Origin of the sequence: Streptomyces sp. AA4 (assembly GCF_000158875.1) — a bacterium.
Taxonomy (GTDB): domain Bacteria; phylum Actinomycetota; class Actinomycetes; order Mycobacteriales; family Pseudonocardiaceae; genus Amycolatopsis.
Genome location: NZ_GG657746.1, coordinates 1,202,567 through 1,222,887, shown reverse-complemented (window position 1 = coordinate 1,222,887; position 20,321 = coordinate 1,202,567). Strand labels below are relative to the sequence as shown.

General features: G+C 70.2%; 4 protein-coding genes. 1 reads left to right on the top strand and 3 read right to left on the bottom strand.

Annotated elements, in window-relative coordinates; all coding sequences use genetic code 11:
* Nucleotides 1–964 precede the first annotated feature (964 nt).
* Entirely contained in the window at nt 965–2,629 is a 1,665-nt protein-coding gene (locus SSMG_RS46665; protein ID WP_199841115.1) for a GH25 family lysozyme, read from the top strand.
* 659 nt (nt 2,630–3,288) lie between these two features.
* Here SSMG_RS46665 and SSMG_RS05805 read toward each other — a convergent pair.
* From SSMG_RS05805 to SSMG_RS44630, 3 genes are all read right to left on the bottom strand, one after another.
* Nucleotides 3,289–3,714, bottom strand: a complete 426-nt coding sequence (locus SSMG_RS05805) for an enediyne antibiotic chromoprotein (RefSeq protein WP_037712681.1) — start codon at nt 3,712–3,714, stop codon at nt 3,289–3,291.
* A gap of 147 nt (nt 3,715–3,861) precedes the next feature.
* Nucleotides 3,862–4,857, bottom strand: a complete 996-nt coding sequence (locus SSMG_RS05800) for an AfsR/SARP family transcriptional regulator (RefSeq protein WP_009073701.1) — start codon at nt 4,855–4,857, stop codon at nt 3,862–3,864.
* A gap of 21 nt (nt 4,858–4,878) precedes the next feature.
* The gene (locus tag SSMG_RS44630) at nt 4,879–20,202 is read right to left on the bottom strand and encodes a type I polyketide synthase (protein ID WP_158687994.1); all 15,324 of its coding nucleotides are present in this window, start codon (nt 20,200–20,202) and stop codon (nt 4,879–4,881) included.
* Between the last annotated feature and the right edge of the window lie 119 nt (nt 20,203–20,321).

Here is a 20,321-nt window from a genome sequence, read left to right as displayed (position 1 = left end):
CGCTGCCGGGGGTCCGGGACGGCGGAATGGGAGGCCGAGATTTGGCCGCCGCCTTTTCTGTTGTGCGGGCCGGGCGGACGCGGGCTGCGGACGGCTTTTGTGCCAGCGGCGCTGCAGGTCGGCCAGCAACCGGGTCTCCACTTCGCGCGCCACATGCGAATACGTCTCCACGACCCCGTCCGGCAGATGGTGACCCAGCCGCCGTGCCTGCGCGATCTCCGGAGCCCCGCCCGCGATCAGCCGGGTCTTGCGGCTGTGCCACAACCCGCAGAACGTCAGCCCGGGGCACACCGAGTAGGCCCGGATCCTGGGTTTGCGGCAGCCGTCGATCGCGGGCCGCAGGACACGACGGTCGAACGTGGACCGCCACAGCCAGGTCCCGCGCGAGGTGGTGAACACGAACTCGAACGGATGGGGCGGCGGCGAAGGCCGTGTTCCAGGATCGGCGACGTTGCGCGCCCTCTCGTTCTGGTCGATCCGTGCCTGAACGCCCTGCGGCCGAGGAGGAGGCGGGGCCGGGCGGGCTGCCGCGCTCCGTCTTGCCGGGACGCCAGGGTTGAACTGTGATCGCTCTTGTCCGGCCTGCTCGTGTTGACAGCGGGGAGGCAGACGGGTGCGCAGAGCAATACGCCCGCCATTTGATCGGGCGCAGCCACCCGACCGAGTCGCTGACCTCGCACCCGTGGTCGGCAGGCCGGAATCCTCGACGGCAACGTCTGGCAAGCCACCGCACACCCTGGCACCGGGCCGGGCGCTGGCTGTGCGGTACGCGGCTAAAGCTTCTAGCGGCTGCGCGAATCCGCCTCGGACCGCCGCAGACCGTGCCGAAAGGTGGCGGCTTGTCGGATTTCCTTGCGGCACGGGTGACTTTCGCACCCATCCCGGTAACGCTTCCGGGACCCCGGCGATAGCGGTGTGGACAGATACCGGGTGGAGGTTTGCGGTGGGATGGTTTCGTAGTGCGGTGAGCGCGGGTGCGGTCTCCGTCTTGCTCGCGTGCGGGTTGGCCGGGACGGCGGCCGCCGCGTCAGGGAGTTCGGCGGTCTCGAGCACGCCTAAGGTGAGCGCCGCGGGCAAACCGGCGCATCCGGGGTCGGACTACCTGGGCTCCACGATCGGCAAGGAGCCTGTCGCGACGTCGAAAGTCGCGCCGCGGGCGGCCATGGCGGCGGGGGTGACGACGCCGGGCATGGACGTCTCTCACTACCAGGGCACGGTGGACTGGGGCGCGGCGGCGGGCAACGGCGCGAAGTTCGCGTACATGAAGGCCACCGAGAGCACGACCTATGTGGACCCGCAGTTCGCGGCCAACTACGCCGGTTCCGCGAACGCCGGGATCCTGCGCGGCGCTTACCACTTCGGACTGCCTGACACCTCCTCCGGCGCGGCGCAGGCGCAGTTCTTCCTCAGCCACGGCGGCGGATGGGTCTCCGACGGCAAGACCCTGCCGCCTGTGCTGGACATCGAGTACAACCCCTACAGCACCGCTGACTGGACGGGCTGGTGCTACAACATGAGCCCGGCCCAGATCTCGGCCTGGATCACCGACTTCACCACCACGATCCACGACCGCACCAATCGCTGGCCGGTCATTTACACCACCAACGGCTGGTGGAACCACTGCACTGGCAACAATCCCAGCTTCGGCAACGATCCACTGTGGATCGCCGCCAACCTGACGATTCCGGCCAGCTGGACCGACTACACGTTCAACCAGACCGCGACCTCCGGCACGTTCCCGGGCGACCAGGACGTCTTCAACGGCAGTGTCGCCGACCTGCAGACTCTCGCCGTCGGCAGCGAGCCGGACAAGATCGCTGAGCACTACAACGCACTCGGCGGCGCGGCGTCTTACCTCGGTGCGCCGACCGGCGACCGCTACCCGGCCGCAGGCGGGTGGGCGCAGAACTACCAGTACGGCGTCATCGGCTACAACCCGCCGACCGGCGCTTACGCGGTCCACGGCGCGATCAGCCAGCATTACCTGGAACTCGGCGGACCCAACGGCTTCCTCGGCCTGCCCATCACCGACGAAACCCCGACCCCCGACGCCAGCGGCAGCTACAACCACTTCACCAACTCGGGCTCGATCTACTGGACCTCGACGACCGGGGCACGCTCGATCCACGGCGCGATCCGCGACAAGTGGGCCGCGCTCGGCTGGGAGAAGGGACTGGGCTACCCCACCACCGACGAGGCCGGCACGCCGGACGGGACCGGTCGGTACAACCACTTCAACGGGGCCCAAGGCTCTTCTATTTACTGGACCCCCGCCACTGGCGCACAGTCGATCCACGGGGCCATCCGGCAGAAGTGGGCCGACCTCGGATGGGAGCGCGGGCTCGGCTACCCCACGACCGACGAAACCAGCACGCCCGACGGGACCGGCCGCTACAACCACTTCAACGGCGCCCAAGGCTCTTCTATCTACTGGACCCCCGCCACTGGCGCGCAATCGATCCACGGGGCCATCCGGCAGAAGTGGGCCGACCTTGGCTGGGAAAAGGGTCGCCTCGGCTACCCGACCAGCGACGAATACGGCATCACCGGCGGCCGCCGCAACAACTTCCAGTACGGGACCATCACCTGGTACAGCGGCGACGGGACCACTCAGGTCGCCTACAGCTGATCCTGAACCGGCACGTCCGGCGGCCGCGGAACAGGGCGGCCGCCGGGCGCAGAAGTGCTTTCGAGCACGACGATCTCGTTCAACTGACTTCTCAGCCCAGGATGGGTCTGCCCGAAGGGAATCCGGGCTGTGGTCGGAAGTTACTCGACGTGGACGTCGGGGTGCAGCTGCCGGACAGGCGGCGCGCGAACCCGGCGCGGACGTGAGGGCGAGGCCAGCGCGAGCGGCCCGTATCGAAGGGCAGCGTGGCGCTCGTTCTGAGGCCAAGACTCACACCCTCGCCGGATGACACAGGCGTCGGGGGTCCACCAGTTGCCGGACGGGTGGCGCATGAATCCGGCGCGGACGTGAGGGCGCGGCCAAGGCGAGCGACCGTTCCGAAAGGCAGCGCTGGTTCCGAGGCGGAGATCCGCGCCGTCGCCGGGACGAGGGCGCGTTTCGGATGACAGCCTTTCTCCGTGGACCGAGGCGCGACGCTGAGTTTGGCCTCCGGCAGCGCGATCCGAGCGCGCCTCCGGGCATAATCCGCGCCGCGGGGGGTCCAACGTCGAGCGGGACCAGACTTGTCACCGGGGATTTCCCTTAGCTCGCGCGAAAAACCGTGCTTGGCCGCAGGACTTGCTACGGCCAAGCACGGGAATCTCAGCGCGAAAGTCGGCTCACTGGAACGAGATCGGCACCCCTACGTGCACGGTGACCGGCTGGTCCACCGCGCCGATCAGGCAACCTCCGGGGACCGTTGGGCAGTCGACTGGGCCCCATTGCGTGCCGTCGAGGGTGTAGCCCGTGAAGGACTTTCGGGCGGTGACCGTGGTTGAGGCGCTGCCGGTCGCGTCTGTCGTGATCCTGGCGACTTGGGACTTGTCGCAGACGATCAAACCGGCCGAGGGGATCGCGCATTCGGACACCTGGACGGTTCCCCCTGCGGTGAAGCCGTTGACCGTGGCGGTGACTACGGTGCCGTCAGTCAGGCCGGTCGAGGGGGTTGCGGAGATGCTGGGGGATGGCGAAGCGGCGGCGATTTGGGGGAAGGCCAGTGCCGTCGCGACGGCGGTGGCGCCGCCTAGTACGCACAGTGCACGCACGGAATTCCTCTGCAAGGTTCACTCCCATTGCGGACTTGATGATGGGGTTGACGAGAGAAAAAGAGAAGCCGGTTCTTTCCTTCGGCCCTCTCCCCCAGGATAGCTTGTTTCGTCAACCGGCAACATACTTTGCCGCGTTCGTATTATTCACCGTCCGGCGAAGGAGGTGGTCAGGCGGAGCGACGCGCGGCCGCGGGTCAGCGGGGCGCCGGGGTCGTCCAGCCAGTCGTCTCGGTTGAGAATGGCGACCTGCAATGATTGCAGTTGCCCGCCGGGTTCCATGCCTAACGCTTCCAGGAGCGATTTCCGGAAGGCGTTGTAGACATTGAGCGATTCGACTGTTCTTCCGCTTCGATACAGGGCCAGCATCAGGGAGAAATAGAGGTTTTCCCACAACGGATAGGTGTCGGCGAGACCGTACAGTTCGCGCACCAGGGCAGTGTGCCTGCCCAGGGCGATCTCGAGGTCGAACCGGCGTTCGCAGGCCACTATCCGGCGCTCGTCGATCTGCCTGGCGATACTGGTCAGCAGCGGGACCGGCGGCAGGTTGGCCAGCGTCGGGCCCCGCCACAGCGCCAGGGCCTCGCCCAGCAGCTGCGCCGCGTCTTCCAGCCTCCCCTCGCGTTCGGCCCGCTGCGAGCGTTCCACCAGCGCGTCGAACAGGTCGAGGTCGAGGACCTGCCGGCTCAGGTCGAGCAGATAGCCCGGCGACTTGGTGCGCAGCACGTCGGAGCCGATGCCGCAGTCCAGGAATTGCTTGCGCAATTTCGAGATGTACACCTGGAGCGCGGTGGTCGAGGTGCGCGGAGGCGAGTCTTCCCACAATCCCTTCGACAATTGTTCGGTCGACACCACGCGGTTCGCGTTGAAACACAGCATCGCGAGAATGGACCGCAATTTCGCACTGCGCGGAGTAATGGTTCTGCCTTCCGCGTCCAGCAGCTCGAATGTGCCGAGCACCCGGAAGTTTCCCGGCAAATGCTCGACGACGAGTCCCCAATTGTGACTTTCCAAATCCCCCAGCCCCCAGTTGATCCGCCCAAAACGGACGCCTTGGATATGGCAATCGGCACCCCTGCCCGAAACGCTAGCATCGCACTGGCGGCCGAGCTTGGACCGAATGGGTGATCTTTGCGCATTCACGTACCGGAAAAGATCACCGGATCAGATCGGCAAACCCGCTGTGGAATCGAGCCAATACCGTTTGCGTTCGAACGCGTACGTCGGCAGATCGGGAACAGCAGGACCACCCGTCACAGTGGTCCAGTCCACTTGCAGACCACCTGCGTGCGCGATCGCCAGGGCTTTGAGCAGGGCGCGGACCGCGGTCGTGTTCTTGCCCAGCACCGGAATGAAGGTCATCGACGGGTCGGCGGGGTCGAAATGCTGCCCCAGGTCGAGAACCGCGTGCACATTCCGCTCGCGAAGGGTGGCAACGGCATCCTCCAGTCGGCAGGCGCCGTTGCGGTACTCGGACCAATACTCAGCAGTAGCCAACTCGTCGCCGGTGGCGATTTTGCCGGTCACGGTGGAGATGAGCGGGAAGCGCGGGGCGGCGGGAGCGGATGCGGTCCGAGTGCCGGTGGCGACCAGTTCGCAAGCCTCAGTGAGCGGGACCATTCCGGCGATGTACGCGGCAGTCACCTCGCCGATCCCCTGGCCGAACACGTAATCGGGCCGGACTCCCCATTCCGCGAGCAATCCGAACAAGGCTGTTTCCCGGGCAAATGCCGCGGAACGCGCGTATTCGGCGTAATCCGCCTCGGCGCCTTGGAGCAGGAGATCGCGGAGCGGACGGTCCAGACGGCGGTCGAGGGCGGCGCAGACCCGGTCCAGTTCCGCGGCATATGCCGGGAAAGCGCGGTAGAGCTCGCGAGTGGAAAGACCCGCTGCACCGTCGGAGAAAGCGATCGCGGTCGCGCCGCCGGCGGTTCCCAGGACGACGTTTTCTGTCGACAGTCCATCCGCGAGGTCTCGGGTGGCGCTCAGGAGCTCTTCCCGGTTCCGTCCGAGGAGCACCGCGCGGTGTTTGAACGCCGCCCGGGTCGTGGCCAGTGCGTGCGCGACCTCTGCGGTGCCCGCGTCCCGCGCGTGCTGGTGGAGGAGGCGAGCTTGTCCGCGCAGGGCCTCGGGGGTGCGGGCGGAGATCAGCCACGGCAGGTCGTCGGTCAGGGCATTCGAGTCGGGCGCGGCCGAGGGGCTGGCTTGTTCGATGATCACGTGCGCGTTGGTGCCGCTGACTCCGAAGGACGACACGCCCGCCCGCCGGGGGCGTTCGTCGTCGGGCCAGCGCACCGGTTCGGTGAGCACGGAGACGGCGCCGGACGACCAGTCCACCCGAGGCGTCGGCTGGTCGACGTGCAGGGTCCGGGGCAGCACGCCGTGCTGCATCGCCATGATCATTTTGATCACCCCGGCCACCCCTGCCGCGCTCTGGGTGTGCCCGATGTTGGACTTGACCGAGCCCAGCCAGAGCGGACGGCCCGCGGGACGCTGACCGTAGGTCGCGAGGAGCGCGTTGGCCTCGATCGGGTCGCCGAGGCTGGTCCCGCTGCCGTGCGCTTCGACGGCGTCGACGTCGGCGGGCGACAAGCCCGAACTGGCGAGCGCCTGGCGGATCACGCGTTCTTGCGCCCGGCCGCTCGGTGCGCGGAGGCCGTTGCTGGCGCCGTCCTGGTTTATCGCGCTTCCGCGAATCACGGCCAGCACTGGGTGGCCCTCGCGCCGAGCGTCGGAGAGCCGTTCCAGCAGCAACAGGCCCGCGCCCTCGGCGAAGCCGGTGCCGTCGGCGGAGGCTGCGAACGCCTTGCAGCGGCCGTCGGGCGACAAGCCGCGTTGTCTGCTGAACGCCACGTACGTCGCGGGCGTCGACATCACCGCTACCCCGCCGGCCAGTGCCATCGAGCAGTCGCCCTGCCGAATCGCCTGGCACGCCCAGTGCAGCGCCACGAGCGACGAAGAACAGGCGGTGTCGATGCTGATCGCCGGTCCCTCGAAGCCGAACGTGTAGGCGACTCGGCCGGAGGCGACGCTGCCGGAACTTCCGGTGCTCAGGTAGCCCTCGAGACCGCCCGGATCGGCCATGAGGCGCGCCCCGTAGTCGTTGTACATGACCCCCGCGAAGACGCCGGTGTCGCTGCCGCGCAGCCGCGCCGGGTCGATTCCGGCGCGTTCCAGCGCTTCCCAGGTGAGTTCCAGCAGGAGCCGCTGCTGCGGGTCGGTGGCGAGGGCCTCGATCTCCTTCATCCCGAAGAAATCCGCGTCGAACTGGTCCGCGTCTCGGAGGAAGCCGCCCTCGGCGGTGTACGACGTGCCCGGGCGAGTCCGGTCGGGGTCGTACAGCGAGGCCAGGTCCCAGCCGCGGTCGGTGGGGAAGCCGCTGATCGCGTCCGTCCCTTCGGCGACGATCTGCCACAGGTCCTCTGGCGAGGTCACTCCGCCCGGATACCGGCAGCTCATCGCGACGATCGCGATGTCGTCGCCGCTGGCGGCCGGGGTCGTGGTGAGCGGGACCGCGGCCGGGCCGGTCGCGCCGGTCAGCATGGTGCGGACGTGCCCGGCGAGTGCCTCCGGCGTCGGGTGGTCGAAGACGAGGGTCGTCGGCAACGTGACGTCGGTGGCGGCGGTCAAGCGATTGCGCAGTTCGACGGCCATCAGCGAGTCGAAGCCGAGTTCGCTGAAGGCGCGGCCGGCCTCGATCGCCGACGCGTCGTCGTAGCCGAGCACGGTGGCGGCTTCGGTGCGCACCAGGGCGAGGACCGACCGGTACTGCTCGGTCTCCGGCAGTCCGGCCAGCCTCTTGCCCGGCGAAGACGGCGCGTGGTTCCGCTGGATCCGGTCGCGGACGAGGTCGCGCAGCATCGGCACGACGGAGCCGTTGGCGGTGCGCAGGGCTGCCTGGTCGATCGGCGCGGCCACCAGCGCCGCCGCCTCGTGGCGGACGGCCAGGTCGAACAGGGCCAGACCGGCGTCCTCGCTCAGCGGGGCGATGCCCATCCGCGACAGCCGGGCGCGGTCCGTTTCGCCGAGCCCTCCCGCCATGCCGCTCGCGCCGTCCCACAGGCCCCACGCCACGGAGGTGCCGCTGAGGCCGAGCGAACGCCGGTGCTCGGCCAGTGCGTCCAGGAACGTGTTGGCCGCGGCGTAGTTCGCCTGGCCCGCGGTGCCGACGTATCCGGCGACCGAGGAGAACAGCACGAACATCGACAGGTCCAGGTGTGCGGTGAGCCGGTGCAGGTGCCACGCGGCGTCGACCTTGGGCCGCAGGACGGCGTCCACGCGTTCCGGAGTGAGCGAGGCCAGCACCCCGTCGTCGAGAACTCCCGCGGTGTGGACCACGGCGGTCAGCGGGTTTTCCGGCGGCACGGTCGCGAGCAGGTCGGCGAGCGCGTCCGGGTCCGCCGTGTCGCAGCGGACTATCCGGGCCTCGGCACCGAGAGCCTTGAGCCCGGTCTCCAGCGCGGCCGCTCCCGGTGCCGCGGGGCCTTGCCTGCTGGCCAGGAGGACGTGCCGGGCTCCGTATCGGGTCACGAGGTGGCGGGCGACGAGCGAGCCGAGCGCACCGGTGCCTCCGGTGACGAGCACCGTTCCGTTCGAGTCCGGTTCGCGGACGTCGCCGCGGCCCGGTTCGGCGGTGCGGACCAGCCGGGCCGCGGTCGCGACGCCTTGGCGGATCGCCAGCTGGGGTTCGCCGCCCGCCACCGCGCCGGCGAGGGCTTGCCACGAGCGCACGTCGTCGTCGAGGTCGGCGAGCACGAGCCGTCCCGGATGCTCGGTCTGGGCGCTGCGAACCAGCCCCCACACGGCCGCCTGCGGCAGGTTCGCCAGTTCCTCGTCGGCCTTCGCGCGGACCGCGCCGGACGTGACGACCACCAGCTTCGCGTTGGAGAGTTCCGGATCGGCGAGCCACTCGTTCAGCAGGCCGAGCACGGCGTGCACGGCGGCGCTCGTCGCACCGGGCACGTCTCCGCTGCCTTCGCGGCACGGCACCACGACGAACTCCGGCACCGGGCTGCCGTTCCGGAGGACTTCGCGCAGCGCGGCCAGGTCGAGGTAGGGCTCCGCCGCCAGCCCGTCGGGCTTGTCGCCGAGCACCGCGCCGGTGACCGCCGGGTGGCCCGCCGCGGTTGGCCGCCACGCCATCCGCAACAGCGACCGCGACGCCGGGGCGGTGCGGATCGGCCTGAGCCGCAGTTCGCCGACGGAACCGACCGGCATGCCCTGATCGTCGGCGAGCACCAGTCGCACCGTTTGCTCACCGGACCGCGACAGTGCGACGCGCAGATTCGTCGCGTCGGTGCGGGTCAATGTCGTATCGCGCCAGGAAAACGGCACGACGGGCGCGCTGCCGGAGCGCTCGGACACGAACACGGTGTGCAGCGCGGAGTCCAGCAAAGCCGGGTGCACGGCGAACCCGTCGTCCTCGGCTTGCTTGGGCAGCCGAACTTCCGCGAAGATCTCATCGCCTCGTCGCCACGCGGCGGTGAGGCCGCGGAACAGCTCGCCGTAGTCGTAACCGTTGTCTGCCAACCCGTCGTAAAGCTCGGTGACGTCGACCTCGCTCGCGCCGGGCGGCGGCCAGGCGGACAGGTCTTCGTGCCCGGCGTGCTCTCCCGCGGCGAGGACGCCGGTGGCGTGCCGGGTCCACGGCTCGCCGGAGTCGGCCGATCCGGGCTGGGCGTGGAAACCGATCTCGCGCCTGCCCTCCTCGTCCGCCTCCCCGATCGTCAGCTGGAGCCGGACGTCGCCCTCGGCGGGCAGGACGAGGGGCTCTTCCACAGTCAGTTCCCGCAGCTGCGCGGCACCGGTCAAGCTGCCGGCGCGCAACGCCAGTTCGGCGAAAACGGTGCTGGGCACGAGGGTTTTTCCGCCGACCGTGTGCTGGGCGAGCCAAGGCTGGGCCGATCGGGACAGCCGTCCGGTCAGCACCCGGCCGCCCGCGGCCAGCGGCACGGCTGTCGTGAGCAGCGGGTGGCCGGTCGCGTGCTGGCCTATCGCCGACGGTTCGCCCGAGACCGCGGGCGCGTCGAGCCAGTAAGACCGGCGCTGGAACGGGTAGGTGGGCAAGGACGTGCGGCGGGCGCCGGTGGTCGCGAAGAAGGCTGGCCAGTCGATCGCGATTCCGCGGACGTGCAAGTCGCCGAGCGCGGCAGCCACCGTCTCCGTTTCGGATCGCTTGCCGGTCGAGGTGAACAGGAACGCGGCGTCGGGAGCCGTTTCGCGGCCGAGCGCGGTCAGCACGGGTTCCGGGCCGATCTCGACAAACGTGGTGACACCCGCGCGCTCCAACGTTTTGACGCCGTCGTGGAAGCGCACCCCCTCCCGGACGTGCCGCACCCAGTACGCGGGCGTCGCGATGTCGTCCGTGACCAGCTCGCCGGTCGTGTTGGAAACCACGGGAATCCTGGGCTGGGCATAGGAAAGGCCCTGCGCGACGCGGTGGAAGTCCTCGAGCATGTCTTCCATCAGCGCCGAGTGGAACGCGTGGCTGACGTTCAGCGGCTTGGTCCGCTGGCCGCGCTCCCGGAAGGCCGCGGCGACTTCCGCGACCTCCTGCTTCGCGCCCGAGACGACGATCGCCCGCGGGCCGTTCACCGCCGCGACGGACACGGCGGGCCCCAGCAGCGGCAGGACCTCGGCCTCTTCCGCTTCGATCGCGACCATGGCTCCGTTCGCGGGCAGATTCTGCATGAGCGCGCCGCGCGCCGCGACGAGCGCGGTGGCGTCCTCGACGGTCAGCACCCCGGCGACGTGTGCGGCGACCAGTTCACCGAGCGAATGGCCGATCAGGTGGTCCGGGGCCAGTCCCCAGTGCTCGAACAACCGGTACAGGGAGACCTCGAAGGCGAACAACGCGGGCTGCGCGTAGCCGGTCTGGTCGAGCGCGGCGGGGTCGGAGATCAGCTCGCGCAGCGGACGGTCCAGGTGCGCGTCGAAGTGCGCGCAGAGTTCGTCGAACGCGGCGGCGAAAACCGGGAAGGCCTCGTAGAGCTGCTGTCCCATTCCCGGCCGTTGAGCGCCCTGTCCGGTGAACATGACCGCGGTCCGGCCGTGGGGGCGCGTCGTCGTCTCCGTGTTCGCGAGTACGGTGAGCCGTTTCCGGAGCTGGTCGTGGTCGTTCGCGACGACGACGGCGTGGTACTCGTGGACGTTTCGAGTGGTGGCAAGGGAAAACGCAACGTCGGCCAGGTGGTGGTCCGGGGTCAGGTGGCCGAGGAGGGTTTCGGCCTGTGCTCGTAACGCCGGAGCCGTTCGCGCGCTCAGTACGAACGGCAGCGGATACGCGGGGGCGGGCCTTTCCGGTGCTTCCGGCTCCGTCAGGGCTTGATCGAGAATGAGATGGGCATTGGTGCCGCTGATTCCGAACGACGACACCGCGGCGCGCCTCGGCCCCTCGCTCTCCCAGTCGACCTTCTCGGTCAGGAGCTGCACCGAACCCGTGCTCCAGTCGACGTGCGGGCTCGGCTCGTCCACGTGCAAGGTCTTCGGCAACACGCCGTGTCGCATCGCGAGGACGGCCTTGATCACCCCGCCGACGCCAGCTGCTGCTTGGGTATGCCCGATGTTCGATTTCAGCGAACCCAGCCACAATGGACGGTCCCGCTCTTGCCCGTAGGTCGCGAGGATCGCGTTGGCCTCGATCGGATCGCCCAGCTTCGTGCCCGTGCCGTGCGCTTCCACGACGTCAACGTCCACAGAGGACAAACCAGCCTCCGCAAGGGCCTGCCGGATCACGCGCTCCTGCGACGGACCACTCGGCGCGGTGAGGCCATTGCTCGCCCCGTCGTGGTTGACGGCGCTCCCCCGCACTACGGCCAGCACATCATGGCCGTTGCGGCGCGCGTCGGACAGCCGCTCCAGCACGAGCAACCCGGCGCCTTCGCCGAATGCTGTGCCGTCGGCGGCAGCGGCGAACGACTTGCACCGGCCGTCCGGAGACAGTCCCCGCTGCCGACTGAACTCCACGAACGTGGCGGGCGTGGCCATCACGGTCACGCCGCCCGCCAGCGCAAGCGAACACTCCCCGCGCCGCAATGCCTGCGCCGCAAGGTGAATCGCCACCAGCGACGACGAACACGCCGTGTCCACCGTGAGTGCCGGGCCGTGCCAGCCGAACGTGTAGGAGATCCGGCCGGACGCGACACTCGTGTGACTGCCGTTGCCGAGCTGGCCTTCGAGATCCTCGGGAACCTTCGGCAGCCGCGAGCGGTAGTCGCCGTACATCACCCCGGTGAACACGCCGGTGTCGCTGCCGCGCAAGGACTTCGGTGCGATCCCCGCGCGTTCCAGCGATTCCCAGGCTACTTCGAGCAGGAGCCGCTGCTGTGGGTCCATCGCCAGCGCCTCGCGGGGGCTGATCCCGAAGAACTCCGCGTCGAACTCGTCCGCGTCATACAGGAAACCCCCTTCTCGCGCGTACGACCGGCCTGCGCGGGCGGGATCCGGGTCGAACAAACCGGCCAGGTCCCAGCCGCGGTTCTCGGGGAAACTCCCCACCGCGTCGCGGCCCGCCGCCACCAGGTCCCACAGTTCCTCCGGCGAGGTCACCCCGCCCGGATATCGGCAGCTCATCCCCACGATCGCGATCGCGTCCTCGTCCGCCGGGACACTCGGGGCGACCGCCACGGGCGTGACGTCGCGGTCACCGAGTTCAGCGCGCAGGTGCGCCGCCAATTCGGCCGGAGTCGGATAGTCGAACACCAGGGTGCTCGCGAGCCGAACCCCGGTTGCCGCGACGAGCCGGTTGCGCAGCTCCAGTCCGATCAGGGAGTCGACGCCCAGGTCTTTGAACGTGCGGTCGGGGGCGATCGCGTCGCCGCTCCCGTGTCCGAGCACGGCGGCCGCCTCGGTCATGACGACGGACCGGCAGATCTCGTCTTGTTCCCGTTCGGACCGTCCGGCCAGCAATTCGGCGAGCGCGACCGGGGCCTGGCCCGCCCGCCGCTCCGGGCGGCGGAACAGCTCGCCGAAGACCACCGGCAGCTCGTCCGTGCGTGCCTGCCGACGCAAGGAAGCCGTGTCCAGTGCCGCCGCAACGGCGACCGGTTCGCCGATGCCGAGGATCTCGTCGAACAGGGCGAGACCGTCCTCGGCACGCAACGGCGCGATGCCGCGCCGACCCATCCGCGCGATGTCGAGTTCGGCCATGGCACCGGTCATCCCGCTCGCGTCGGCCCACAGGCCCCAGGCGATCGAAACGGCGGGCAAGCCCTCGCTCGCGCGGCGGACGGCGAGCCCGTCCAGGAAACCGTTGGCCGCGGCGTAGTTCGCCTGCCCCGGGCCGCCGACGGTGGCGACGACCGACGAGAACAGAACGAACGCGGCCAGGTCGTGGTCCCGCGTGAGCTCGTGCAGGTTCCAGGCGGCGGTGGCCTTCGGTCGCAGGACCGTGTCGAGGCGGTGCTCCGACAGGGACAACAGGATTCCGTCGTCCAGGACCCCGGCGGCGTGCACGACCGCGGTGAGCGGATGGGCCGAGGGAACGTCTGCCAGAACCTTCGCCAATGCGTCGCGGTCGGCCGCGTCGCAGGCCTTGATCGTGACGTCCGCGCCGAGTGCGGTCAGCTCGGCCTGCAGTTCGGGGGCGGTGCCCCGGCGGCTGAGCAGCAGGAGGTGGCGGATCCCGTGCCGGGCCACGAGGTGGCGGGCCAGCAATCCGCCGAGCGTGCCGGTGCCGCCGGTGACGAGAACGGTGCCATGGGGATCGAGCTGGCGACTGGTTCCGGCGGCCGGGGCGAGCCGCGGTACGCGGAGTTCCCCGTCGCGCACCGCCAGTTGCGGCTCGCCGGAGGCCAGCGCCCCGGTCAGGTCGGCGGTGCCGGAGTCGCGGTCGAGCAGGACGAATCGGCCGGGGTTTTCGGCTTGCGCGGATCGCACGAGGCCCCAGACCGCCGCACCGGCCAGGTCGACGTCCCGGTCTGCGTCCGAAGTGGACACTGCGCCCTCGGTGACGACGGCCAGCTTGCCGCCGGTCTGGTCTTCGGCCAGGAAGGCCTGCAGCCGTTCGAGAACGCACGTGGTCGCCGCCGCGACGCTTTGCCCACGCTCGCAGACGAATACCGCATCCGGTGCCTCGGCGCGGCGATCCGTGGCGGCCAGCACCGGCCACGTCATCCGCAGCAGCCTCCTGCTGTCTTCCGCGAGCAGGCTGGGCGAAAACGGCCGCAGCGCCAGGGAACCGACTTCGGCCACGAGCTGGCCTTCGTCGTCGGTCATGACCAGGCGAACGGTGCCAGCACCGACAGGAGTGCTGTGCACGCGCAGCTTCGCCGCCGGTACTCCGGTGAAGCGGACATCGCGCCACGCGTAGGGAAGAACTGGCTCGTCCATGCCGAGGACCACCGCGTGCAGGGCCGCGTCGGTGAGCGCCGGGTGTACGCCGGAACCGATGCTGTCGGCCGGGGTCTCCACCTCGGCGAAGATCTCGTCGCCGCGTCGCCAGGCCGCGCGCAGGCCCTGGAAGGCGGGGCCGTAGTCGTATCCGCTGTCGGCGAGGCGGTCGTACACCCCGTCGAGGTTCATCCGCTCCGCCCCGCGCGGCGGCCAGTCCATAGTGGACACTGCGTCGGCACCGCCGCTGGCCAGCGTTCCGACCGCGTGCACCTGCCTGCCGTCGGAGGATTCGGCGTACACCGTCACCGGGCGTCGGCCGCCGTCGACGGCACCGACCAGGACCTGCAGCCGGACGCCGTCCTCGCCGGAAAGCGGCAGCGGCGCGGGCAGGGTCAGCTCGGCAATCCGGTCGCAGCCGACGTGGCGTCCCGCTTCGAGCACCAGGTCCACGAACGCCGTCCCCGGCACCAGGACCGTGCCGAACACCATGTGGTCGGCCACCCACGGGACGGACCGCGTCGACAGCTTCCCGGTGCAGACGACGCCGTCGCCGTCCCCGAGTTCGACCACTGCGCCCAGCATCGGGTGTTCCGCGGGCGAAAGCCCGAGCGAGGAAGGGTCGGCGTCGCGTCCGGCGTCCAGCCAGAACCGCTCGTGTTGGAAGGCGTAGGTCGGCAGGTCGACCCGCTTAGCGGCCGGGTCGAGCGCGGCAGTCCAGTCGACCGGGAGGCCGTGGCCGTAAGCCTGGCCGAGGGACTCGAAGAACCGGTCGAGGCCGCCGTCGTCGCGACGCAGCGAGCCGAGGACCGTCGCGGCCGCGCCCGCCGCCTCGGCGGTTTCGTGCAGCGCCGAGGCCAGCACCGGATGCGGGCCGCATTCGATGAACGTCGTGTGCCCGGTTTCGAGCAACAGCCGTGTCGTGCGTTCGAACTCGACGGTGCCGCGCAGGTTGCGGTACCAGTAATCGGCATCCAGGCTGGTGGTGTCCAGCACGGACGCGGTCGCCGTCGAGTAGAACGGGATCCGCGAGGCGGAGGGCTGCGTGCCGTCGAGCACGGTGGCCAGCTCCGCCTCGATCTCCTCGACCATCGCGGAATGCGAGGCGTAGTCGACCGCGATCCGCCGGGCCTGCACGCCGTCGCGTTCGCAGGCGACGAGGAACTCGTCGACCGCCTCCGCCGGACCGGCCACGACCGTCGACAATGGACCGTTGACGACCGCGACCTGCAGCGCCCCGCCCGCGGCGGCCAGCCGCTCCCGCACGGCGGCCGCGGCCAGCTGGACCGACGCCATGCCGCCCCGTCCGCCGAGCGCGACCAGCGCCCGGCTGCGCAGTGCCACGATCTTGGCGGCGTCGGAAAGACTGAGCGCCCCGGCGATGTACGCGGCGGCGATTTCTCCCTGGGAGTGCCCGACCACGGCCGCGGGATGGACGCCGAACGCGCGCCACAGTTCGGCGAGCGAGACCATCACCGCGAAGAGCGCCGGCTGGATGACGTCGACCCGGTCCAGAGACGGCGCGTCCGCCCGCTGGTGCAGGACGTCGGTCAGCTTCCAGGCCACGAACGGATCGAGCGCCCGCTCGCAGGCCTCGATCGACGCGGCGAACACCGGGGACGCCGACAGGAGTTCCCGCGCCATGCCCGCCCACTGCGTGCCCTGGCCGGGGAACACGAACACGACCTTGCCGCTGGCCGGAACTGCCCCGGCCGCGTTTTCCCCGCGCGCGAGAGCGGTGAGCCGTTCCCGGAGCTGGTCATGGTCCTCCGCGACGAGAACCGCGCGCCGCGGGTGCGAGGTTCGGGTGGTAGCCAGCGAGAAGGCGAGGTCGGCGAGGTTGTCGTCAGGGGTGAGCCGGTCGAGCAACCGCTCGGCCTGCGCCCGCAACGCGGAGTCGGCGCGCGCGCTCAGCACGAACGGCAACGGGTGCGCCGGGGCGGGCGTTTCCGGTGCTTCCGGTTCCGTCGGGGCCTGTTCGAGAACGAGATGCGCGTTGGTGCCGCTGATTCCGAACGACGACACCGCCGCCCGTCGCGGGCCCTCGCTCTCCCACTCCACCGGCTCGGTCAGCAGCTTTACCGAACCCGCGCTCCAGTTCACGTGCGGACTCGGCGCGTCGACATGCAACGTCTTCGGCAGGACCCCGTGCCGCATCGCCAGCACGGACTTGATCACCCCGCCCACGCCCGCGGCCGCCTGCGCGTGCCCGATGTTCGACTTCAGCGAACCAAGCCACAACGGACGGTCCCGTTCCTGGCCGTAGGTCGCCAGAATCGCGTTAGCTTCGATCGGATCGCCCAGCGTCGTGCCGGTGCCGTGCGCCTCCACGACGTCAACGTCCACAAAGGACAATCCGGCATCCGCGAGGGCATCCCGGATGACCCGTTCCTGTGCCCGGCCGCTCGGCGCGGTCAAGCCATTGCTGGCTCCGTCGTGGTTGATCGCGCTCCCCCGCACCACAGCCAACACGTGGTGGCCGTTGCGCCGCGCGTCCGACAGTCGTTCCAGCGCAAGGATTCCCGCGCCCTCCGCCCAGGCCGTCCCGTCCGCGGCCGCGGCAAACGGTTTGCACCGGCCGTCCGGGGCCAGTCCGCGCTGCTTGCTGAACTCCACGAACATCCCCGGCGTGGCCAGCACGGTCACGCCGCCCGCCAGTGCCAGCGAACACTCGCCGCGCCGCAACGCTTGTGTCGCAAGGTGAATCGCCACCAGCGACGACGAGCACGCCGTGTCCACCGTCAGCGCCGGGCCGTGCAGCCCCAGTGCGTAGGCAATGCGGCCGGAGGCGACGCTCGTGGTCCCACCGGTGAGCGCGAATCCGTCCGAACCCGCGGAAAGCCCCGGGCCGTACTCCTGAGCGGTCGCCCCGACGAACACTCCGGTGCGGCTTTCGGCCAGCGAAGCGGGGTCGATCCCGGCGCGTTCCAACGTCTCCCAGGCGACCTCCAACAGCAGCCGCTGCTGCGGATCCATCGCCAGCGCCTCGCGCGGGCTGATCCCGAAGAATTCCGCGTCGAACTCGTCCGCGTCCGGCAGGAAACCCCCTTCCCGCACGTACGACCGGCCCGCCCGGCCCGGGTCCGGATCGAACAATCCGCCCAGATCCCAGCCCCGGTTCACCGGAAAACCGCCTATCGCGTCGCGGCCCTCCGCCACCAGGTCCCACAGCTCCCCCGGCGAGTTCACCCCGCCCGGGAACCGGCAGCCCATCCCGACGATCGCGATCGCGTCGTCGTGCACCGGGACACTCGGGGCGGCTACTACGGGCACTGCCGTGTCCTGACCGCCGCGCAGGTGCCGGGCCAGGGCGTCCGGGGTCGGGTGGTTGTAGAGCACGGTCGCGTCGAGCGGCGAACCGGTCAGCTCGACGAGCCGGTCACGCAATTCCAGCAGGCCGAGGGAGTCGAACCCGAGGTCCTTGAACGCGGCCGCCGGGTCCACCGCGTCCCCAGGCGCCAAGCCCAGGACCGCGCGCACCGCCGTACGGACCACGTCGAGCAGGTCGCGGTCCGGGTTTGCCTGCGGGACAAGCGTTTCGGTGGCAGTTTCGACCGATTCGCCCACCCAGTACCGCTGTCGCTGGAACTGGTAGGTCGGCAGTTCGAGCCGAGAGGTCCCGAGCAGCCGCGTCCAGTCCAGCGCGAGACCGTGCACGTGCAGCCGTGCCAGAGCGAGGCTGACCGCCGTGCTTTCGTCCAGATGCCGGCGCACTGCCGGGACGAACATCGCTTTCCCGTCCGCAGCGGCCCGACCGGCGACGCTGAGCACACTGTCCGGGCCGAGTTCGACGAACGTATTCGTGCCGGAGGCCAGCAGACCGCGAACGCCGTCGTGGAACCGCACCGCGCGTCGCGCGTGCTGCACCCAGTACTCCGGGGAAGTCAGGTCGCTGCCCGCGGCTAGCTCTCCGCTCAGGTTCGACACGACCGGGATGCGCGGCGGCGCGTACTGGACCTCGGCAGCCGCCACCCGGAGGTCGTCCAGGATGGCGTCCATGTGCGGCGAGTGGAAGGCACGGGTCACCCGAAGCCGCTTCGTCCGGTGCCCGCGCTGTTCGAGCGCCGTTGCGAGCGCGGCGACGGCGTCGTCGTCTCCGGCAACAACGGTCGCAGCTGGACCGTTGACCGCAGCGATGTTCATCTCGGCTTCGCGGCCGAGGAGCAACGGCCGCACCTCGTCCACGCTCGCCGAGACCGAGAGCATCGTGCCCCGGGCAGGCAGCGCGTACATCAAATGCCCGCGTGCGGCGACGAGTGCGCAGGCGTCCGTCAGCCCGAACACTCCGGCGACGTGCGCAGCGGCCAGTTCGCCGATCGAGTGCCCCAGCAGCACCGCGGGACGCACGCCCCAGTGCTCGAACAACCGGAACAGCGCGACCTCGAAGGCGAACAGCGCGGCCTGGGCGTAGTGCGTCTCGTCGAGCAGCGCCGCGTCAGGCGTTCCCTCGTCAGCGAACATCAGCGTCCGCAGCCGCCGGTCGAAGTACTGGTCGAAATGCCCGCAGATCTCGTCAAGGGCTTCCGCGAACACCGGATAGGTCTGGGCGAGCCGCTTGCCCATCCCCGGCCGTTGCGAACCCTGGCCGGTGAACAGGAACGCGGGCGCGCCCGGTTCGACGGCGGTGCCGACGACCAGGGAGCCCGGACGCTCGCCCGACTCGAGCGCGGCGAGTCCAGCGCGCAGGTCGTCGCGGCCGGAGCCGACGATCACCGCGCGGTGGGCGAAATGGGTGCGGGTGGTCGCCAGCGCGCGGGCGACCTCGATTTCGTCGGTGTCCTCGGAAATGGCTTCGTTCAGCGCCCGAGCCTGTGCCCGCAGCGCGGCTTCGTCCCGGCCCGACACCAGCCACCACGCCGGTGCCTCGCCGCGTTCCGCTGGTGCTTCGGGAGCCGAGGCTGGTGCTTCGGCGAGCACGACGTGGCAGTTCGTCCCGCCCATTCCGAACGAACTCACCCCGGCGACCAGCCGCCGGTCCGGCCGCGGCCACGGCCCGGTCGCCCGTCGCACGGAGAGGTTGAGCGCGGCCAGCGGGAGGTCCGGGTTCGGCCGCTCGAAGTTCAGGCTCGCGGGCAGCACCCGGTGCCGGATCGCCAGCACGGTCTTGATCAGGCCGACGATCCCGGCGGCGCCTTCGAGGTGCCCGACGTTGGTCTTGGCCGATCCGACCTCGATCGGTTCGTCCCGCCCCTCGCCCAGTGCCGCACCGAGCGCCGCCGCCTCGATCGGATCGCCGCGTCGCGTCCCGGTGCCGTGCAACTCCACGTACTGCACCGCGGCGGGATCGTGGCCCGCTCGCGCGTGCGCCGCGCGGATGACGTCCCGCTGAGCGTCGGCGCTCGGCACGACGAGAGCCTCGGTCTCGCCGTCGTTGTTGACCGCGCTGCCGGAAATCACGGCGTGGATCCGGTCGCCGTCCGCGAGGGCCCGCGCGAGCGGCTTGAGCACCACCAGCCCGCCGCCCTCGCCGCGCACGTAGCCGTTGGCCCGTTCGTCGAAGGTGAAGCACTGGTGATCCGGCGACAGGGCGCCGAACTCGGCCACCGCTGCCGTCGTCTCCGGCGCGAGGTTCAGATTCACGCCGCCGGCGAGCGCGAGCGTGCTCGCCCCGCTGCGGAGGCTTTCGCAGGCGAGGTGCACCGCCACCAGCGACGACGACTGGGCGGTGTCGACGGTCATGCTGATCCCGCGCGCGCCCAGCAGGTACGAAACCCGGTTGGCGAGCATGCCCCGCTGCGTGCCGGCGAGCGTGTGCCGGGTCGTCGCGCGTTCGCCGAGCCCGTGGGTGATCGCGGCGTAGTCGTCGCCGATCGCGCCGACGACGACGCTCAGGTCGGTGCCGTGCAGAGCGCGCGGCACGATCCCCGCGTTCTCCAGCGCTTCCCACGCCAGTTCGAGCACGAGCCGCTGCCGCGGGTCCATCGCCGCCGCCTCGCGCGGCGAGATGCCGAAGAACGCCGGGTCGAAAGTGTCGACGGCGTCGAGGAAGCCGCCCCGGGCCAGCCCCGGCTCCCGGCCGGGCGGCGGATCGGCGATCGCATTCCCGCCGTCGCGCAGCAGCCGCCACAAAGCCGCCGGATCGGGAGCCTGGGGCAGCCGGCACGACATTCCGATCACCGCGACTTCGCCCGCGGCATTTTCCAGGGTCGTCACACGCACTCCGAATCCTCCGGGCAGTCTTCGGAGCCGACCCTAGTAATATCTTCTTAGCACCCGCTAAAACGCGACTAATCGGCTTTGCCTAAAACCTCGCTAAAACCTTGCCTGCGCATTAGCCG